At 55.9% G+C, this 19,309-nt stretch carries 15 protein-coding genes and 2 pseudogenes; 10 read left to right on the top strand and 7 right to left on the bottom strand.

Going from position 1 to position 19,309, the window contains the following annotated elements:
* Positions 1-48: 48 nt before the first annotated feature.
* Positions 49-954 (top strand): cation diffusion facilitator family transporter, encoded by a 906-nt coding sequence (locus AB7933_RS01320; protein ID WP_024072546.1) that lies wholly within the window; start codon positions 49-51, stop codon positions 952-954.
* Between the two features lie 157 nt (positions 955-1,111).
* A complete protein-coding gene (locus AB7933_RS01325; RefSeq protein ID WP_011953105.1) occupies positions 1,112-1,462 on the top strand; it encodes a DUF3147 family protein in 351 nt (116 codons plus the stop codon).
* Between the two features lie 32 nt (positions 1,463-1,494).
* On the opposite strand, the gene AB7933_RS01330 is transcribed toward AB7933_RS01325, so the two are convergent.
* The gene (locus AB7933_RS01330) at positions 1,495-1,821 is read right to left on the bottom strand and encodes a DUF2790 domain-containing protein (RefSeq protein WP_010951440.1); all 327 of its coding nucleotides are present in this window, start codon (positions 1,819-1,821) and stop codon (positions 1,495-1,497) included.
* Between the two features lie 689 nt (positions 1,822-2,510).
* Between AB7933_RS01330 and AB7933_RS01335 the strand changes: the two genes are divergently transcribed.
* The 4 genes and pseudogenes from AB7933_RS01335 to AB7933_RS01350 all read left to right on the top strand — a co-directional run bounded on the left by AB7933_RS01335 (position 2,511) and on the right by AB7933_RS01350 (position 5,644).
* Positions 2,511-3,185: a heavy metal response regulator transcription factor gene (locus AB7933_RS01335; RefSeq protein WP_003253457.1), complete on the top strand. Its 675-nt coding sequence runs from the start codon at positions 2,511-2,513 to the stop codon at positions 3,183-3,185.
* Positions 3,182-4,600: a heavy metal sensor histidine kinase gene (locus tag AB7933_RS01340; protein ID WP_010951441.1), complete on the top strand. Its 1,419-nt coding sequence runs from the start codon at positions 3,182-3,184 to the stop codon at positions 4,598-4,600. The genes AB7933_RS01335 and AB7933_RS01340 overlap by 4 nt, the downstream gene beginning before the upstream one ends.
* A gap of 149 nt (positions 4,601-4,749) precedes the next feature.
* Positions 4,750-5,292, top strand: a pseudogene (locus tag AB7933_RS01345) (hypothetical protein); the annotation flags it as partial.
* Between the two features lie 127 nt (positions 5,293-5,419).
* The gene (locus AB7933_RS01350) at positions 5,420-5,644 is read left to right on the top strand and encodes a hypothetical protein (protein WP_010951451.1); all 225 of its coding nucleotides are present in this window, start codon (positions 5,420-5,422) and stop codon (positions 5,642-5,644) included.
* A 92-nt stretch (positions 5,645-5,736) separates the two neighbouring features.
* On the opposite strand, the gene AB7933_RS01355 is transcribed toward AB7933_RS01350, so the two are convergent.
* The 5 genes from AB7933_RS01355 to AB7933_RS01375 form a co-directional block, all read right to left on the bottom strand.
* A complete protein-coding gene (locus AB7933_RS01355; protein ID WP_010951452.1) occupies positions 5,737-7,734 on the bottom strand; it encodes a heavy metal translocating P-type ATPase in 1,998 nt (665 codons plus the stop codon).
* Between the two features lie 202 nt (positions 7,735-7,936).
* A complete protein-coding gene (locus AB7933_RS01360; RefSeq protein ID WP_003253432.1) occupies positions 7,937-8,260 on the bottom strand; it encodes a DUF2790 domain-containing protein in 324 nt (107 codons plus the stop codon).
* Between the two features lie 162 nt (positions 8,261-8,422).
* On the bottom strand, positions 8,423-11,584 hold the full coding sequence (locus AB7933_RS01365; RefSeq protein WP_010951454.1) for a CusA/CzcA family heavy metal efflux RND transporter: 3,162 nt from the start codon (positions 11,582-11,584) through the stop codon (positions 8,423-8,425).
* A gap of 24 nt (positions 11,585-11,608) precedes the next feature.
* On the bottom strand, positions 11,609-12,859 hold the full coding sequence (locus tag AB7933_RS01370) for an efflux RND transporter periplasmic adaptor subunit (RefSeq protein WP_010951455.1): 1,251 nt from the start codon (positions 12,857-12,859) through the stop codon (positions 11,609-11,611).
* A 68-nt stretch (positions 12,860-12,927) separates the two neighbouring features.
* Positions 12,928-14,199 (bottom strand): TolC family protein, encoded by a 1,272-nt coding sequence (locus AB7933_RS01375; protein WP_010951456.1) that lies wholly within the window; start codon positions 14,197-14,199, stop codon positions 12,928-12,930.
* 404 nt (positions 14,200-14,603) lie between these two features.
* Here AB7933_RS01375 and AB7933_RS01380 point away from each other — a divergent pair, with 404 nt between their 5' ends.
* From AB7933_RS01380 to AB7933_RS01390, 3 genes are all read left to right on the top strand, one after another.
* Positions 14,604-15,947 (top strand): OprD family porin, encoded by a 1,344-nt coding sequence (locus AB7933_RS01380; protein WP_003253422.1) that lies wholly within the window; start codon positions 14,604-14,606, stop codon positions 15,945-15,947.
* Between the two features lie 489 nt (positions 15,948-16,436).
* The gene (locus tag AB7933_RS01385; RefSeq protein ID WP_003253420.1) at positions 16,437-17,111 is read left to right on the top strand and encodes a heavy metal response regulator transcription factor; all 675 of its coding nucleotides are present in this window, start codon (positions 16,437-16,439) and stop codon (positions 17,109-17,111) included.
* A gap of 117 nt (positions 17,112-17,228) precedes the next feature.
* On the top strand, positions 17,229-17,552 hold the full coding sequence (locus AB7933_RS01390; protein WP_010951457.1) for a hypothetical protein: 324 nt from the start codon (positions 17,229-17,231) through the stop codon (positions 17,550-17,552).
* Positions 17,553-17,653: 101 nt separating this feature from the next.
* Here the strand turns inward: AB7933_RS01390 and AB7933_RS01395 are convergent.
* A pseudogene (locus tag AB7933_RS01395) lies at positions 17,654-18,082 on the bottom strand (hypothetical protein); the annotation flags it as partial.
* 97 nt (positions 18,083-18,179) lie between these two features.
* Between AB7933_RS01395 and AB7933_RS01400 the strand changes: the two are divergent.
* Entirely contained in the window at positions 18,180-19,142 is a 963-nt protein-coding gene (locus AB7933_RS01400; protein ID WP_004577240.1) for an IS30-like element ISPpu17 family transposase, read from the top strand.
* Positions 19,143-19,309: the final 167 nt, after the last annotated feature.

A 19,309-nucleotide genomic window follows, 5' to 3' on the forward strand; every position in this document is an offset into this window, starting at 1 on the left:
GTAGACAGGAAGGCCAACGAGACCACAACCCTGCGCAAGGAGAAATACGTGGGTTCAAATCATGACCATGGCAGCGCTGCAGTACGCGAGGGGCATCAGAAGAAGCTAATCATGGCGCTCGGCTTGACTGGCAGCTTCATGATTGCAGAAGTGATCGGTGCGTGGATTACCGGCAGCCTGGCGCTGCTGTCGGACGCATCTCACATGTTCACAGATACTGCCGCCTTGGCGATCTCACTGATTGCACTTCAGATAGCCAAGCGGCCGGCGGATCAGAAAAGAACCTTCGGCTATGCGCGCCTGGAAATTCTGGCTTCGACGTTCAACGCCGTGCTGCTCTTCCTGGTGGCGATGTACATCTTGTATGAGGCCTACCAGCGCTTCTTCATGCCGGCGGAGATCGCTACCGGAGCGATGATGTGGATCGCAATCGCCGGCCTGATCATCAACCTAATTTCGATGCGCCTTCTGGCATCTGCGAGCAACGAAAGCCTCAACGTCAAAGGAGCCTACCTCGAAGTTTGGAGCGACATGCTCGGCTCGCTTGGCGTAATCATCGCGGCACTTATCATCCGCTTCACCGGCTGGACCTGGGTCGACACGATTGTCGCTGTGGCGATCGGCCTTTGGGTTCTGCCGCGGACGTGGCAGTTGCTTCGCGAAAGCCTGGGGATCCTCATGGAGGGTGTCCCGAGGGGGCTCGACGTTACGGGAATCGAGGCCACCATCCTCGGAGTAGATGGCGTGACGGACGTTCATGACTTGCACGTGTGGGCTGTCAGCAGTGGCAGTAACGTGATGACGTCGCACGTAGTGGTTCGGGATTCTGCAGATGGGGATGCTGTGTTGGCGGCCGTCGTGGATGCTGTCAGCGATGCATTCGAAATCCATCACTGCACCATCCAGATCGAGCGGGCAGCTTTCCACGAGAGCGTTCCCTCACCCTCGCACTGACCGATCGGTAAACACCATGCAAACACATCACCCTCCTGGCTGAGGGTGATGTTGCAAAAAAAATGCGGTGAGGGATGCCGTAAACGGCAGGAGCGCTTCAAGGGGGTTGGTGAATGGCTTCGCCTGCCCTCGTCAACAACCTCCAGAAGGCTCAGCGATGGCCTGGATCATCACGAAGTACCTACTCACTGCCGGTATAGTGATTCTCGTGTCAGAGCTGGCGAAACGCAGCGACAAGCTGGGCGGCTTGGTCGCCGCCCTACCCTTGGTCACGGTCGTGACGTTGGTCTGGCTCTATTTAGAGAACCAGAGCATGGAGAAGATCTCCAACCATGCTTGGTACACGTTCTGGTACGTGCTTCCGACCCTGCCGATGTTTATTGCTTTTCCATTGCTGCTACCTAAGCTCGGCTTTTGGCCGACACTGATCAGCAGCATCCTCATCACAATGGCCAGCTTCGGAGGCTTCGCCATACTGCTGCGCCGGTTCGGCATTGAGCTTCTATGATCCGGTGGCCGCAGGGATCATCTTGATGAGTCTTAACGGCTATTAACACACTCGCCCTTCACCAGGTAGCGAACCATGTGCAGTTCGCCTTTCGAGTCTTCGTAGGTCATCATGCTTCTTACATTACCGCAGTACCGCACATTGGGTGATACATACACCAACTTACCAACGTCCAGGTCCATGCCATAGGCGTAGTCTTCTAGTTGAGGCATGGGCTTTTTTACGCGTTGAGCATAATCCGCTGTAGCCTCTCTAGCAGTACGCTCGATGTGTTTATTGATCTCCATACCGCTTTGGGCATTGGCTGTTAGTGATGTAAAGAGCATAAACACGGCGATCGCTGATACAGTAGTGTTCATAAGAAGTCCCTTAATAAAAAAGCGCCCGTAGGGGGGCGCTAAAATTCACCTACCAAAGGAGCGTATGGTTTACAGGTGAATGCACTGGCGCGAACAACTGCTCGGTGCTCTTGCCAAGCTGCTTTGAAATGAGACAATTTCCAAAGCAGCGATGCCTCTTCCGCTGCCCTTAAACTAGCAAAGGAGGCTAACACCAAGATGATCGTGCAATTACAATTTGGACATGTAATAGATTGTAAGATAATTATTCGAGAGAATATCGAGCCGCCACGTGAACTAATTTGCAGAAAGGCGCTGCGGTTTGCGGCCGTGCATGGGGTCTGCCTGCGTGGCGCCCTCGATCCAAGGCCAGTACCAGTCCTTGCAAGCTAACGACCGAAATGCTGCCTGTCCTGGCCGATTCCACCTGCCAGGCGAATCTGTCATACACCGCCGCAGGCCCCAGAATCCGCTATGCTTAGGGGTGGAGCCTGCATGACTGTCAGAAATCTTGCGGCTACATTACAAATTTGTAGGATTTCGCCGCGGCCAGCTTCTTCGCGTTAAGATTCAAGCGTCCTCAGGTGACCCGGCGTATGGACAGAGGTAGCGACTACCACATGCCATACCCTCAGCCAAACTTTCGAACAGCCTGCAACCATAATCTTGGCGGATTAGGCCAACTCCTTCCTCACACCTTGAGATAAGTTATGCGCGTTCTAGTTGTGGAAGACGAAATTAAAACTGCCGAATATCTTCAGCAGGGCCTATCCGAAAGCGGGTATGTCGTAGATATCGTGCACAACGGTGTAGATGCTCTGCACTTGTTCAACACTAATGTCTATTCGTTGGTCCTCCTGGACGTGAACCTCCCGGGTATCGACGGCTGGGACCTGCTGGAAACCATCCGTAAGACCAGCCGGGTCCGCATCATCATGCTGACCGCCCGCGGACGCATCAATGACAAGCTCAAGGGCTTGGACGGCGGCGCGGATGACTACCTTGTGAAGCCATTCGAATTCCCTGAGCTGCTTGCTCGCATCCGTTCGCTGCAACGCCGTGGTGATGAGTTAGTCGAGAAGAGCTCGCTGAAAATTGCCGATCTGGAACTCGACTCCGTCCGCCATCGCGTCTTCCGCGGTGGCACACGCATCGATCTCACCACCAAGGAATTTGCGCTTCTGCACCTGCTCATGAGCCGAACGGGCGAAGCGCTGACTCGCTCTCAGATCATCTCGTTGGTCTGGGATATGAATTTCGATTGCGACACCAATGTCATCGATGTAGCCATCCGGCGCTTGCGCTCGAAGATCGATGACCCGTTTGAAACCAAGCTCATTCACACGCTTCGTGGCGTTGGGTACGTTTTTGAGGAACGCGCATGAGGCCATTCAGCCTGGCTGCAAAGCTGGGGTTAAAAGTTGGGTTGATGAGCGCAGCGTTGCTGCTTCTGTTCGCCACCTTTGGCTATCTGATGGTAGGCAAGGCTCTGGAAAGAAATGCCAGAGCAGACCTGGAAGTAAAGATGGCGGGGATGGCTCACAACCTGTCCACCATCCCGGACATCTCCGGCGTCAACGCGGATGCGCATCAGCTTGTCGATTTGGTCATGGGCCACAACAACCTGTATGTGAGCATATTCGATACCTCACAGAATCAGACTCCCCTGCTCTCGATTGGCTCGAAACAGGTCAATCTGGAGGTGCACAAGTTTCAGCCGGCGGCCCAGCCCAAAGAGCACGAATGGCGTGATACGCAGGACCGTCCTCTGCTGAGTGCTTCTCGAATCATGCGTTTGGGCGATGGAACAGAGGTCAGCGTCTATATGACCATGGACCAGTCATCCAGTGAGGCGCTGCTCGATGCGTTGCTGACCTGGGCCTTGATGATGTCCCCCGTCATCCTCGCACTGATCTTGGCCATTGGCTGGTGGACTGTGCGCAGAGGCCTGCTACCACTGACCAAGTTCCTCAAGATCGCCTCGAAAATCTCAACCGAGAGCCTCGACCATCGCCTTCCAACTGATGGGATGCCGGCAGAACTCAAAATGCTCGCCGACGGCATCAACATCATGCTGGCTCGCCTGGATGATGGGGTTCAGCAGCTCTCGCAGTTTTCTGACGACCTTGCTCACGAACTTCGAGCACCGCTTTCCAACCTGATGGGCAAGGCCCAGGTTGCCTTGACCAGAGAACGATCGCTTTCCGAGTACCGGGAGGTTCTGGAGTCGTGCACAGAAGAGCTGGACCGCATGAGCCGCATGGTTTCCGACATGCTGTTCTTGGCCCAGGTCAGTCATCCAGCATCAATGGTGGAGTTCGAATCCGTCTCCTTGGTCGACGAGGTTCAGCGAGTGTGCGATCTCTTCAGCATTTCAGCAGAAGAAGGCGAGATTCAGCTGCAGATCTCCGGCAGTGATGACGTGGTGCGCGGGAATCGCCTGATGGTTCAACGTGCCGTCTCGAATCTGGTCTCGAACGCGATCCGTTACTGCCCTCGCGGCCGCACGGTCTACGTTAAGGTGCAGCATAGTGCGAGCGGTACGACGTTGAGTGTCGGCAACCCCGGCCGTGGTATTGCCAAGGAACACCACGCGCACTTGTTTGAGCGGTTCTACCGTGTGGACAAGAGCCGAGCACGGAGCGAAGGCGGTACCGGTCTTGGCTTGGCCATTGTGCAGTCGATCATGAGTCTGCACCAGGGATCGGCGAGCGTGGAGGTGACCGAAGAAAACTTCACCTGGTTCCACCTTCACTTTCCGGAAGCCCAGCAAATGCAGCCGGCAATGACCGCCGCTTAAATTGCGCAGACACGATTAGGCCCGTCAATCGACGGGCCTTTTGTTTGCCTCAATGCATCAGTGCCGAAGGACCACAGGGTCCATGGGCGACCGCAGAATCACCGACTTAATAATCTTCTGTTCGTCAGGATTGGCGTTTTTCCACAGGTCGCTTCGCCCTGGCTGCAAATTCCCCCATGCGGGGGCCAAGCGAGCTCATCAGCATGGTCAACCGGGATGAGTGTTATCTGTGGGTATTCCCACCGACTGACCATCATGCGACGGCTCCAGCGACGCATGACCGTTTCTTTGGTGAAAAGACCCACCCGAGCGCAGAAATGGGCATGGGGTTCAGCATCATCGATTCCGGCTGGACCCGCCCCAAGTACCCGCTATCCAGGCAGTCACAAGAGACCTTCATCCAGTATTCGCTTTCTGCGCCGATGTGGTCCTGGCGCGCACAAAGTGACACCTGGCGCCTGGGAAACATCCTGCGTTCAAGAATCCTTGACGGGGCTCCTTGGCATAACGAGCCTCTGAGTGACGTGCTTCCGAGCGGCCTTAAATCCCTGCCCCGGATCTATGGGTGCGAAACCTGCCGAACGCTGTTCATTGAGAATCACAGCGACTACCCGGATGTACCCACTCAGTGCCAATGCGGTGAGGCGAGCAGCACGGGTGACCAAAACGAGTCATCTGCTCTCAATAGCTGATTTTCCTTACGGTGGCGGGCTGAGCCCCCCGTTAGGGATTGGCTATGGGAGCGGGATTCGCTCACCCCAAACCTGAAGGCGCCGCCACCTAACCGAGCGATATGAGCTGAATGCTCGCGGAGTAGATATGCAAAAGAGTAAAAACAAACAGGACACCCTGGCGGCGATCAATGCGCTTGTCGAGATTGCGTATGATCAGGGATTTGCGGACGGACACGGAGTCGGCAATCAAGTCGGTTTCGTAGCCGGTGTCATGAGCCTCAAAGCTGCATTGGCCTGCGGCTTACGGCATGGCTCACCTGAGTGCGGAAAGGCCCTTGAAAGCCTCAAGCGCATCGGGATCGACGAGTGAGAGAAAAGTACGGGTCGTGCGCTGATCGCGCACGACCCGTACTTCTACTTCAGGTCATTTCCCTGCTTAGCTTCATGATTGAAGCTCAGGGATCAGGTGCTTCTGCGGTAGGCCAACAGGCGCAAGGCGTTGAAGACGACCAACAGTGTGGAGCCCTCATGGATCGCAACAGCGGCACCAATGCTCAAGCCCATGATGGTGGACGGAACCAGGATGGCCACAATCCCCAAGCTGACGAACAGATTCTGGTGGATGATCGATCGCGTGTGACGGCTCAGCCCCACCGCAAATGGGAGTTGCCTGATGTCGTCAGCCATAAGCGCGATATCAGCCGTTTCCAGGGCAACATCAGATCCAGCAGCCCCCATTGCGATACCAACGCTCGAACTGGCCATGGCAGGGGCATCATTGACGCCGTCACCCACCATGGCCACCTTGGCGCTAAGGCGCAGGTTTTTGATGGCCTTGACCTTGTCTTCCGGCATCAGGTCTCCCCACGCTTCATCTAAGCCAACTTGTTTGGCTACAGCCTCTGCAACGCGGTTGTGGTCTCCAGAAATCATGACCATGCGTTCGATGCCCATCTCTCTAAGCTTCTGGAGTGCCTCTTTGGCCCCCTCCCGGGGTGTGTCCAATAGCCCGATAGCGCCCAGATCCTTGTCAGCACGCCGTACCACCATGGTGGTACGGCCTGACTGACGTAGACGCTCCGCAGCCTCCAGGGCTGCCTTGCTGAGTGCGGGAATACCATTGGTACCGAACATCTCGACCTTGCCAATCCAGACGAACTGCCCATCAAGCTCAGCACGCACGCCGCGGCCAATCATGTTGCTCATGTTCTTGGCTTGGAATCGGCGCCGTGTGCCAATCATCTCTTCACCGTCACGCACAATTGCCGCAGCCAGCGGATGGTCGCTCATCGACTCCACAGCGATGGCGACGTTTAGCAGATCCTCGATCTGCGTGCCGCCTATGGGTATTACATCGGTGATACGTGGGCGCCCTTCGGTCAGGGTACCGGTCTTGTCGAATGCCATGGCATTCAATGATCCAAGCTCTTCAAGTGGCGCACCGCCCTTGATCAGCACGCCACCTCGGGCTGCCCTGGCGATGCCAGAGAGAATGGCGCTTGGTGTAGCGATCGCGAGCGCGCAGGGGCTGGCTGCAACCAGTACGGCCATCGCCCGGTAGAACGAGTCACGGAACGGCTCGTCAAGGAAAATGCCGGCAAATAGCAGCCCGACTACCAGCAGTAAAACCAACGGGACGAATATGCGTTGGAAGCGGTCCGTGAATCGCTGGGTCGGTGACTTCCTGACTTCGGCTTCACTGACCATCTTGATGACCCGCGCCAAGGTACTCTCCGTAGAGCGCCGGGTTACCTCAACCTCGATGAGCGTTTCGCCATTGATGGTACCGGCGAAGACTTTCGAGGCTGCATCCACTGCATCTGGCTTGCTGCGTGCGAGTTCGGCATCAGGAACAGGTTGCTTGTCCACGGGGACGCTCTCACCGGTTACTGGCGCCTGGTTGATACTTGAGGAGCCTACGACTACAAAACCATCGGCCGGCAGGCGGTCATTGGGGCGCACGATGACAACGTCACCGGGAACCAGCAGCTCCACGGGCATCTCCACCGTGCCATTTGCTCTGCGTACGATCGCGGTGGCTGGTGCGAGCTTGGACAGTGCCTCAATCGCTTTCTTGGCCCGCCCCATCGCGTAGCTTTCAAGGGAATGCCCCAGACTGAACAGGAACAGCAGCAGAGCCCCCTCCGCCCAGGCGCCGATGCTCGCGGCACCGACTGCGGCGAGAAGCATCAGCGAGTCGATCTCGAAGCGTTTCTGACGGATGTTGGTAACCGCTTCCTTAGTGGTGAACCATCCACCGAACACGTAGGCCGACACGTACAGAATCAGAGGCAGACGATCAATCAGGCCAAGTTTTCCTGCGAGAGCTCCGGCACCCAGGAGAGCACCACAGATCAGCGCGAAAATCAGCTCTGTGTTCATTCCAAAAATGCCGCCATGCTCATGGCTATGACCTTCATGCCCGGCTTGGTCATCAGGGCGTTCAAGCAAACTCTTCATAACTCGTCCCTTCTGGGGTCAAGGCTTCCAATTGCCCTCTGCAGTTGGGGAGCCGTCTCTGTTGGTTGGCTAAGATCTATTGCACGGTTTGCCCGAGCCCAGGCGTTAACATTTCGAAGCTATGGGGTATCGGGCGTAATAAAAAATGCCAGGCACTGCCTGGCATTTATGAATTCTCTAATTGTTCTGTTCAAATCGTTTACTACTTGTTGTTGATGCATTGCGAATACATCGAGTAACGAACAGTCTTGAGCGTGCCCTGGGAGTCCTCGAAGGTCATCAACCGTGGATAGACCTGGCAGGTACGGGGGTCCTGCGACTGACGTACGAATTTCGCAACGTCTATCTTCATGCCATATTTGTAATCCTGAATCTCTGGCATTGGCTTGCCATTTTTCTCCGCGTACTTGGCCACTGCGGTCTGGTGTTCCTTGGTGTATTGAAGCTGCTTGCTCTCGGAGAAAGTGTTGGCCTGCGAAGCCACCGAGAAAACAACAAGTGCAGCAGCGATAATTAGCTTTTTCATAAAACCCTCTCAATTTCAAAACTTCTCGGGCGTAACCTTAGCAATGCATAGGCATCACCGGCATGACGAGAAACTTACAATTTTGAAAGGTAAGTGCATCTACTTCACTTTAAACAAAAAAGCCCACAACACGTGTTGTGGGCTTCTCTTTAGCGGAGGCTGTTAGCTAACCACTTCGGCCTCGTCGCCGTCTTCATCCTTGCGGTGTGCCCAGTGATACAGGGCAGGCAGTACCAGCAAGGTCAGTGCGGTGGAGGACAGGATCCCGCCAATCACCACCGTCGCCAATGGCCGCTGAACTTCGGCACCGGTGCCGGTGGCCAAAGCCATCGGGATGAAGCCCAGGGACGCTACCAAGGCTGTCATCAGAACAGGTCGCAGACGGGTCAATGCACCTTCATCGACTGCCTGTCTGAGCGTTCGTCCCTCCTCCCTTAGCCCGCGGATGAAGGCAATCATCACCAGGCCGTTCAGTACTGCAACGCCGGACAGTGCAATGAAGCCGACACCTGCCGAGATCGACAGTGGGATGTCCCGCAGCCACAACGCCACAACACCACCGGTGAGTGCGAATGGAATACCGGTGAAGACCAGCATGCCGTCCTTCAGGTTGTTGAACATCAGGAACAACAAGGTCATGACCAGCAGCAAGGCGACTGGAACAACGATCTGCAGGCGTTTGGCAGCCGACTGCAGCTGCTCGAACTGGCCCCCCCAAGTCGTCCAGTAGCCCGCAGGGATTTGCACCTTCTTGTCCAGCGATGCGGTCGCCTCCTCAACGAAGGACCCCAGATCGCGGCCTCGAACGTTGGCGCTGACGATAACCAGACGTTTGCCGTTCTCGCGGCTGATTTGGTTCGGGCCCAGTTGCAGGTCCAGATTGGCGACCTGGGACAGCGGGATGAAGCCGATCTGATTGGCACCCTGTGCCGCATTGGCAGGTACCGGGATCAGCAAGCTGGACATACCCGCTACGTCGGTGCGAACGGTCTCTGGTAGGCGTACTACCATGTCGAACCGACGGTCGCCCTCATACAGCGTGCCGGCCTGACGGCCACCCACGGCGATAGCGATCGAGTTCTGAACATCCGCGATGTTCAGGCCGTAGCGTGCTGCTTTTTCGCGGTCAATGTTGATGGTCAGCACCGGCAGGCCGGATGTCTGCTCAACTTTCACTTCCGATGAGCCCGGGACCGCTTTGAGCGCTGCCGCGATCTTGTTGGCGGTGTTGTTGAGCACGTCCATGTCATCGCCGAAGACTTTCACAGCGACGTCACTACGCACGCCCGAAATCAGCTCGTTGAAACGCAGTTGGATTGGCTGCGACAACTCGTAGTTGCTTCCTGGAACACCCGCTGCGGCCTTCTGCACTTCAGCAATCAGCTCATCACGAGGCTTCTTCGGGTTAGGCCACTGATCCTGAGGCTTGAGCATGATGTAGGCGTCAGAGGCGTTCGGCGGCATCGGGTCAGATGCAATTTCTGCGGTACCCGAGCGTGCGAACATCCGCTCAACTTCAGGCACCTGCGCAATCACCGCTTTCTCCAGACGCTGCTGCATCTCGACAGATTGAGTGAGGCTCGTTCCAGGCACACGCATGGCCTGCATCGCAAAGTCACCCTCACTGAGGCTTGGGATGAACTCGCTACCCATACGACTTGCCAGCAAACCACTGAGCACGACCAAGGCTACTGCGGCCGAGAAAGCGATGTTCCGATGTCCCAGCACCCATTGCAGAACCGGTTCATAGCGCAGTCGAGCTGTGCGCATGACCACGCCTTCCTCTTCCTTCACCTTGCCAGTGACGAACATGGCAATAGCTGCAGGAACAAAGGTAACGGACAGGACCATTGCACCCAGCAGCGCCATCACAACGGTGAAGGCCATCGGGTGGAACATTTTGCCTTCGACGCCGGTGAGGGCGAAGATCGGCAGGTACACCACCATGATGATCAGCTGACCGAAGATCAGCGGCCGGCGAGCTTCTCGCGCCGCGGCAAAGACCTCGTGGAAGCGTTCGGTTTTGGTGAGCATGCGGCCATGCTTATGTTGCGCATGAGCCAGTCGACGGATCGCGTTTTCTACAATAACCACGGCACCGTCGACGATGATGCCGAAGTCGAGTGCCCCCAAACTCATTAAGTTGGCACTGACCTTGTTGTTGAACATGCCTGTGAAGGTGAACAGCATGGACAGCGGAATCACCATCGCGGTGATCAGAGCCGCACGGATGTTGCCGAGGAACAGGAACAGAATGGCGATAACCAGGATCGCGCCTTCCACCAGGTTCTTCTTCACCGTCGCGATGGCTTTTTCAACCAGGTTGGTACGGTCGTAAACAGTCACAGCCACCACGCCCTTTGGCAGGGTGCGGTTGATGTCCGCCAATTTGGCGGCGACAGCTTGAGATACGGTGCGGCTGTTTTCACCAATCAGCATGAACACGGTACCGAGCACGACTTCGCGGCCGTTCTCAGTAGCAGCACCTGTACGGAGCTCTTTACCGATGCTGACGTCAGCAACGCTGCTGATGCGAATCGGTGCACCATCCACACTGGTGATCACGATGTTGGCGATGTCTTCGATATTGCCTACCTGACCCGGTGCACGGATGAGCAACTGTTCACCATTACGCTCGATGTAGCCGGCACCGACGTTGGCGTTGTTACTTTCCAACGCTGCGACCAGGTCATTGAGTGTCAGCTTGTAGGTAGCCAGGCGCTTTGGATCCGGCGCAACCAGGAACTGCTTGGCATAACCGCCGATGGTATTGATCTCGGCCACACCCGGGACGTTACGCAGCTGAGGCTTGATGATCCAGTCCTGGATCACGCGCAGGTCGGTCGGGGTGTACGGCGTACCGTCCTCTTTGACCGCGCCATCTTCGGCTTCAACAGTCCACAGGAAGATCTCGCCGAGGCCGGTAGATACCGGACCCATGACGGCCTCTACACCTTCTGGCAGCTGTTCCTTCGCAACCTGCAGCCGCTCGTTGATCAACTGGCGGGCAAAGAAGATGTCAGTGCCATCCTTGAAGATCACGGTGACCTGAGACAGGCCAGAGCGAGACAGGGAACGGGTCTGCTGAAGGCCCGGGAGACCGGCCATGGCCGTTTCAACTGGAAACGTGATCCGTTGTTCGGTTTCCAAGGGCGAGTAACCAGGCGCTGCAGTGTTGATCTGCACCTGGACGTTGGTGATATCGGGTACCGCATCGATGGGCAGCTTTTGATAGCTGTAGATACCGATACCCGCCATGATCAGAACGGCGATCATTACTACGATGCGCTGCTCGATGGCGAATCTGATGATACGTTCAAACATGAGAAATCATCCTGTCAGTTCGCATCAGTGACCGTGTTCGGCAGAAGCTTTGCCGAGCTCGGACTTGAGTGTGAAGCTGCCACTGGTTGCTACCTGGGCGCCGGCTTCAATACCGTCGATGATTTCCACGTACCCATTGTCGCGGCGACCCAGTTTTACCGGGCGGGTGTCAAAGCCATCTGGGGTGCGTACGAATACCGAAGGTTTGTCTTCAACGGTCTGCACAGCGTGCTCAGGGACCGCTACGGCAACTCGATCGGTCTGGGAGGTGACCGCAATGTTTACGAACAGGCCTGGACGCCAGGCGCCGTTGGGGTTGGTCAAGGTGACGCGGACAGTAGCTGCACGGTTTTGCTCGCCCAGCAGGCTGCCGACATAACCCACCTTCCCTTCGACCTCGACGTTCATGTCAGGCGAAGAGACTTTCACTGCACGGCCAGTCGTGACCTTGCCCAGATCTGTCGGCGGAACTGCGAAGGTCGCCCAGACCTGATTCAGGTCGGAAAGGATGAAGGCGTTGGTCGCCTCGCTGACGACTTCGCCGACGGTCAGGTGTTTCTCCACTACCACGGCGTCGAAGGGAGCGCGGAGCTCGTAACGATTACCGCCAACGGAGTTAACCGAGGCACCGATTGCGCCGACCTTCTGCTTGGCGTTGGCCAAGGAGATCTCCGCTTCTTGCAGCGCTTGGCGTGCTTGGAGGTAGTCTTGCTCTGCAGAGATCTTGTCCTGCCACAGTTGCTTCTCACGTTCGAAGGTCACACGCGCCAGTTCGACGCGACGCTGTGCGGCCTGTTGTTCGCTGCGCAGGTCAGAGATCTGCTGGCTGGCGATTACCGCGAGGACTTGCCCTTTCTTGACCGTCTCGCCCAGGTTGGCCTGGACAGCCTCAACAACGCCAGGAACACGAGGAACCACGTGGGCAGTACGATCTTCGTCGAAGCGAATTTCGCCAGGGAAGCTCACGACGGTACCGAGGTCACGAGGCGCTGCAGCTTCCAGGGCAACACCAGCGGCCTTGATCTGTTCAGCGCTGAGCGTCAGCTTGCCCTCTTCTTCACCGCCCTCTTCGCTGTGGCCTTCTTCACCATGGCCCTCATCACCTTCCTCTTTGGCGGCAGATGCGGCTTTCTTTTCGTCGCCATGGCCATCGTTAGCGCCATGCTCGGCAGTACTGGCGGCCTGCTGTCCGGAACTGTTGTTCCAGGCAAGGCTGCCAAATCCGAGGGCTGCCACAGCGGCTACCGCGAGGGCGATCTTGCGTTTGTTATCCATTGCTACTCCTGCTGATCGTAGGCACCGGCTTGTTCAAGGCTGTGTGCCGAAGAAAATGTTTGGCCCGTTCAGCGAGTGCCGGCGGTTGAGCCGACTTCGCCATAAACCCTTTCCACCTGCGCACGCGCATTGGTCGCCGCTGCCAACGATTCGAGGTATTGGCCACGAGCGACGATCAAGGTGCGCTGGGCATCCAGCACTTCGATGAAACCGAATTTGCCCATCTCGAAGCCGCGGGTTGCGGTCTCTACGGCTTGTTGGGCTGAAGGCAGAATGGTCTTGTCGTAGGACTCGACCTCCTGCATGGCGGTGGACCATTGGTTCAACGCGGTTTGGGTTTCGGTGCGCAGGCGCAGCTCAACAGCATTGCGCTGGTCCCGGGCCTGATCTGCACGACGAGAAGCGGAAAGAATGTTGCCCTGGTTACGATCGAACAGCGGCAAAGGCATAGACAGGCCCACAGTGTTGACCCGCTCGCGCACAGAGCGGTCGTACTGGCTACCTACACTGACAGTAAGGTTCGGGATACGCTGAGCTTTCTCTGAGCCGAGCGAGGCATCGCTCTTGTCTATCTGCACCACGGCCTGACGCATTTCTGCTGTTTGGTCGAGCTTAGCCAGCAGATCTTCAGTGCGAGGTGGCAAGCCCGGGGAGAGGGTTGGCGATTCGAGTCGATCAAACACGGTGACTGAGCTCCCGGTAATTTGAGCGAGCTGTTGGTAAGCGGTCGCTTTTTCCGTTTCTGCACGTCGAACTTGCAGCTGGGCTTCGGCCAGTTGCACTTGAGCGCGGGTCGCCTCCACTGGGGACGACTTACCTGCGCGAACACGGCCATCGACGATGCGAAGACCGCGCTCAGTCAGTTCGAGAGATTGCTTGGCCAGGTCGAGACCTGTCTGGGCCCGCAACGCGGCGTAAAAGGCTTGGACGACATCTGCACGCAGGCCGTTAACGCGACGGTCTAACTCAAGCTGTGCGGCGGTCTGCCCGTATGTGGCGACGTCAACACGAGCCCCCCGCTTACCGCCCAGCTCAAGGGTCTGGCTGAGAGAGACAGTCGTCTGGCTGGTGTTACGACGGGTGTCTTCCACGTCATACGAGATTGTGGGGTTGGGGATAAGCCCGGCCTGCTTGCGAGCACCATCAGCGATCCCAATTTCTTGCCTGGCCGCGGCCAGGTCTGGGTTGGCATCCATGGCCGTCGAAAGCGCCTGGGGCAAGCTGATGCTTTGGGCAAGGGCTGCAGGCGCCATCAACCCAGAGATGACTGCACAGAGTGCAGCGATCTTCCAGGGCGAGACGGGGGTCTTGGGTAAGACATTGCGGTTATACCGGGGCACTTTGATGGTCCTCGTGCACAAACTTCGATAAAGCTTGGCGAGAACGCCGAAACAGCTGCCAAGCCCCACTTGATTAGGTGATGGCACTCTAATGAGCGGTAGCTATCAGAGGGGTGGCTAGAAAATTACAATTTCGTAAGAAAGCTTTGTAATGCCCGTAAATACTGGGAAACCCAACCCGACACGATGATTTCGATACAAGCAACAGAGATGGCAAACACGCGGTGCGAAGGTGCCGAATAACAGGTAGATGACGAAATTGTAATTGTCCTATCACCCTCCCGTTATCTTCGGCCTGCAAATATGAGCTCGCGCTACGCTAGGCGCGCCGCCGGGTCAGAACAACTAACGACACCCGCGCCGGTAAACATAATAAAAACTGCCGTGAATCAAAGGAGCATCGGATGAAAATCAAAGTACCACTGTATTTGGCGGCAGTTTCTGCGCTGTCTGGAAGCTATGCTATTTCGGCACAAGCTGAAGACAAGCCAGAAGGCTTCATTGAAGGCAGCAGCCTTACAGTGTTGAACCGTAACTTCTACTTCAACCGTGATAACCGCGACAGCACCGCCCCCACTTACAACAGTGGCAAGGGCAATACGAACGGCTACTCCGAAGCCTGGGCGCACGCGATCATCAGCAAATTCAACTCCGGGTTTACCCAAGGTACCGTTGGCTTTGGCGTTGATGCCTTTGCCATGATCGGCCTCAAGCTCGACACCGGTGATGGGCGCAACGGCGGCCGTAGCTCCTTCGACGTGCTGCCCGTTGATAACAAGGGTGAAGCTCGCGACGAATACACCAAGGTCGGCGGCGCAGCCAAAGTCCGCTTGTTCGATACCATCGTGAAAGTGGGTGATGTCTTCCCATCGACCCCGGTCGTCGCATCGGGTGACTCTCGCCTGCTGCCAGAGAGTTTCCGCGGTGTGACCGTTGAGAACACCAGCATCCAGGGCCTTACCCTCCAGGGTGGTCGTCTGCATGCGATGAGCCAGCCGGTCTCAAGCAACCTGAACGACAACTTCGTGACGTTCTACGGCGGCCCGGTCAACTCGCCATGGATCGGTTACGGTGGCGGTGACTACTCGATCAACGACAACTGGACTGTGAGCGTCTACGCCAGCCAGCTGAAAGACGTCTGGAATCAGTACTACGCCGGCACAAGCGTGGTTTACCCGCTGAGCGACGATCTGGCGCTGATCGGTGGCTTCAACTACTACAAAGCCGTAGATGAAGGTAAGAAGCGCCTGGGTGAATTCGACAACAACATCTGGAGTGCCAAGGTCGGTGTGCGTTACGGTGCCCACACCCTGGCCCTGTCGCATCAGCGCAACAACGGCGACGACGATTTCGACTACCTGCGTCAGTCGGACTCGATTTTCGTCGACAACTCCATCCAGTACAGCGACTTCAACTCGCCGAAAGAGCGTTCCTGGATGCTGCGCTATGACCTGAACTTCACCAGCTACGGCATTCCAGGCCTGACGTTCATGACGCGCTACGCCAGAGGCTCGGGTGCGGATTACTCGAACGCTAACCAGTTCTACATGCGCACCGACGACAACGGCAACCCGCTCGACAATCAGAAGCGTTGGGAGCGTGACGTCGAAGTCAAATACGTTGTCCAAACCGGTCCGGCAAAAGATCTGTCCTTCCGGTTGCGCCAGGCAACCACGCGTGCCACTGCTTTCGAATCGGATCTGGATGAAACTCGTGTAATCATCGAGTACCCGCTTTCGATTCTGTAATTCGCTAACTGGGCCAGTTATCCATTGGCGGGTCCTGTTAGTAAAACGAGCATTACGCATTCACCTTGAGTGGCTTAAGTGCTCCTTTGGTAAAAGGTGGATATTTGGCGCCCATTGGGCGCCTTTTTTTTGCCTAAAATTCAAGTAGGCGTTCGATTGTACGCATCGCATGCCGGTGAAGTTCATGACTACACCAATGACCAGTCTCTTCAATGTGAGCGACCTCGCCGTCATCTGAGCGGAACGAAGCCAGCACAAAGAAGAAAATAACCCAATACTTCATAAGGTCAAATCACCTGCTGGAGAGAGGGCCCGCAACTGTCAAACCCAAACCGCGACAAGATATACCGCCAGACTATCAACTGTATTACCTAGAAATTACAAATCCGTCATTTGAGCCCCGGCACGCTCATTTTGATTTACCATCCCTTTCAATAATGCCGGCGCGCGTGCGCGGTTAATTGCTCAGTGATATCGAGACAAAATCCCATGCGAATTCTGGTAATTGAGGATGAAGTAAAAACTGCGGAGTATGTGCGTCAAGGTCTGACGGAATGTGGCTATGTCGTAGATTGCGTCCACACCGGGTCAGATGGATTATTCTTGGCTAAGCAGCACGAATATGAGCTGATTATCCTGGATATAAATCTGCCAGAGATGGACGGTTGGCAGGTCCTTGAGTTGTTGCGTCGTAAAAACTGCCCTTCCCGTATCATGATGCTGACGGCGAGAAGCCGGCTGGCGGATAAGGTCCGGGGGCTGGAGAACGGAGCAGATGACTACCTGATCAAGCCATTTGAGTTCCCTGAGCTGCTGGCCCGGGTTCGCGCCTTGATGCGCAGGTCAGATCACCCTGCATCCGTAGAGGTCATTCGCGTCGCTGACCTGGAGCTTGATCAGAGCCGGCACAGGGCATTCAGGGACGGTCAGCGCATTGACCTGACCACGAAAGAATTCGCGTTACTGCATTACCTGATGCGTAATACCGGTGTGGTGCTGAGCCGCACCCAAATTATTTCGCAGGTTTGGGATATGAATTTTGACTGCGACACAAACGTTGTAGAGGTGTCGATTCGAAGACTCAGAGCCAAGATAGATGACCCTTTCGAGACCAAACTGATACATACGCTTCGGGGCGTAGGGTATGTGCTTGAAAAACGATAGTTGCCAAGCTCTCTAGTACCGAAAATCCGCTACATGCTCCCGTCGCTTGCGAACTTGAGGTTTCTGTTTACGATCCGCGGCGCTGATTCCTCACTCAACAAATGAGGTAGGCTGTACATGAGGTATAGCATTGATTATCAGCAGGTTTCGCAAGGACAATCCGATGCCAGCATTGATGCCTGTCCAGCTGACATTGTCTTCAACAGCGACCATGGCCTAGCTCTTATCCCGTGCGTTGGCGATGTTATCAACCTCCCCTCTACGGCGGTCAAAGAAGGGGTTTGCGGCATCGTTAGATCAAGGATTTTCAATTATCTCAGAGGTCCTGAAGAGCTGTACTGTCACGTCAATATTCTCGTTGAGGAGGCGGACATCAATTTCGAAAGTCTCATCTCGGAATACATGCGCAATCAGTCACGTGCTCGCTCGCCTTCTTCATAAAGTCGAAGGCGGGCCAGTCCATTAATGGTTGTGTATGGGTGAGGGTTCAGCAGAGCGAGCGCCTACTGAGCACCAGAGATGAATAGTCACAGCCTAGTGGTTTAACGCGGTACTGCTGGTGTACGCAGGGCCGGACTCATTGTTTTTTGAATGGCGCATTGCAGCACATAGAAATATAAAACCCCGGAAGCAAATACGATTGCGGACAGATAAGCAAACTCAGAGTCTAAAACCCCGGAAACCATATACAATTTAATCGTGATAGAACCCATAATAATTCCGGTACAGTACATGACGCCTGTGAACTGATTGCCCAAAAAACTCAGTATGCCGCTGAAGGCATTGTTCGCACTCAACAGCATTGCTTTCAGTATCGTCCAGCCGAGAACTGGCAGAAAAGCCTTGATCATGAAGGCGAATAACATCGACGATGCAAACAGTTTTATCGGGGTTTCTGCCCACGGCTTGATGGTGCCGTCTACTTCAACGCCGGTATACAAGATGATATTCAGAATAATCGCCATAAGGGTGCCTGAATTCATAGAATAAGCGCAACGCTTGAAACGAGAGGCAGAGAGCCAGCCACCGGTAGAATCCAGGCTCTCACACCGAAGGATTCAAGCGCAGATGACTACGCATTACCGGCAGCTGACTCAGGGACAACGTTACCAGATTGAGGCTGGCTTGAGCGCCGCAGAGAGCCAGGCGAGCATTGCAAAGCGGGTCGGCGTGCATCCCTCGACGATCAGTCGCGAGGTTCGCCGCAACAGCACCCAGAATATCTACAAGGCTGTTTCTGCGGCCCATGAAAGTGATGCTCGTCGAGCGGGTGCGCGCAAGTTTTGCAAGCCGGCGACATGGCTCAGCCATCATCTCCCGGTGTGGCTCAAGCATGGCATGAGTCCGGAGCAGATCGCCCAGCGGTTGAAGCAGGAGCAGCCAAGCCGGGCGGTCAGCCATGAGTGGATTTATCGGTTCATTGCCGCCGAACAGCGCGCCGGTGGTGAGCTTTATACCTATCTGCGACATCGCCGAAAGCGCTACCGGAAACGCTATGGAAGCCACGATCGGCGCGGGCAGCTGCGTAATCGCGTGTCAATCAGTGAACGCCCAGCCGAGGTCGAAAGCCGCGAGCGCCTGGGGGACTGGGAGGGCGATACGGTACATGGACTGGGCGGTAACCTGGTGACCCTGGTTGATCGCAAAAGCGGCTATCTGAGCGCCTATCCGGTCAAGCGCAGAACGCGCCGGCAGGTAACGCGGGCGATCAATCTGATGCTTCAGGGCCATGCCGCTCACACGCTGACGCTGGATAACGGAAGGGAGTTTGCCGGGCATGAACGCATCGCGCTACGGAGCCAGTGCCAGGTCTTTTTTGCAGACCCCTATTCATCCTGGCAACGTGGCACCAATGAAAACACCAACGGTCTGCTCCGCCAGTATTTCCCCAAGGGCAGCGACTTCAGCAAGCTGACCGTCGAAGCCGTCAATCGGACAGTAGCGAGGATCAATCTACGCCCGCGCAAGCGCTTGGGCTGGAAGACGCCGTACGAAGTGCATACAGGGGTGAGCGTTGCACTTATGTGTTGAATTCAGGGTGCATATGCCGAGGCGTATCATTTCCCGCTTAAGCGGGGCCATCATTATCACTGCGTGAATCTTGTTTCCAAAGTATCGTTTTAGTCCTTGGATCGACATTTTTCTTCCTATGCTCTCGGGTATGACGCTGTTGTAGCGTTGTATGACGGTCATGCTTT

The sequence above is a fragment of the Pseudomonas gorinensis genome (assembly GCF_042015035.1).
Lineage (GTDB): Bacteria > Pseudomonadota > Gammaproteobacteria > Pseudomonadales > Pseudomonadaceae > Aquipseudomonas > Aquipseudomonas gorinensis.

Bases quoted from the DNA above. Each gene is read 5' to 3' on its own strand.
- AB7933_RS01385 (WP_003253420.1), top strand. From the start codon at position 16,437: ATGCGAATTCTGGTAATTGAGGATGAAGTAAAAACTGCGGAGTATGTG.
- AB7933_RS01370 (WP_010951455.1), bottom strand. From the start codon at position 12,859: ATGGATAACAAACGCAAGATCGCCCTCGCGGTAGCCGCTGTGGCAGCC.
- AB7933_RS01390 (WP_010951457.1), top strand. From the start codon at position 17,229: ATGAGGTATAGCATTGATTATCAGCAGGTTTCGCAAGGACAATCCGAT.
- AB7933_RS01360 (WP_003253432.1), bottom strand. From the start codon at position 8,260: ATGAAAAAGCTAATTATCGCTGCTGCACTTGTTGTTTTCTCGGTGGCT.
- AB7933_RS01365 (WP_010951454.1), bottom strand. From the start codon at position 11,584: ATGTTTGAACGTATCATCAGATTCGCCATCGAGCAGCGCATCGTAGTA.
- AB7933_RS01355 (WP_010951452.1), bottom strand. From the start codon at position 7,734: ATGAAGAGTTTGCTTGAACGCCCTGATGACCAAGCCGGGCATGAAGGT.
- AB7933_RS01400 (WP_004577240.1), top strand. From the start codon at position 18,180: ATGACTACGCATTACCGGCAGCTGACTCAGGGACAACGTTACCAGATT.
- AB7933_RS01380 (WP_003253422.1), top strand. From the start codon at position 14,604: ATGAAAATCAAAGTACCACTGTATTTGGCGGCAGTTTCTGCGCTGTCT.
- AB7933_RS01335 (WP_003253457.1), top strand. From the start codon at position 2,511: ATGCGCGTTCTAGTTGTGGAAGACGAAATTAAAACTGCCGAATATCTT.
- AB7933_RS01325 (WP_011953105.1), top strand. From the start codon at position 1,112: ATGGCCTGGATCATCACGAAGTACCTACTCACTGCCGGTATAGTGATT.
- AB7933_RS01350 (WP_010951451.1), top strand. From the start codon at position 5,420: ATGCAAAAGAGTAAAAACAAACAGGACACCCTGGCGGCGATCAATGCG.
- AB7933_RS01340 (WP_010951441.1), top strand. From the start codon at position 3,182: ATGAGGCCATTCAGCCTGGCTGCAAAGCTGGGGTTAAAAGTTGGGTTG.
- AB7933_RS01330 (WP_010951440.1), bottom strand. From the start codon at position 1,821: ATGAACACTACTGTATCAGCGATCGCCGTGTTTATGCTCTTTACATCA.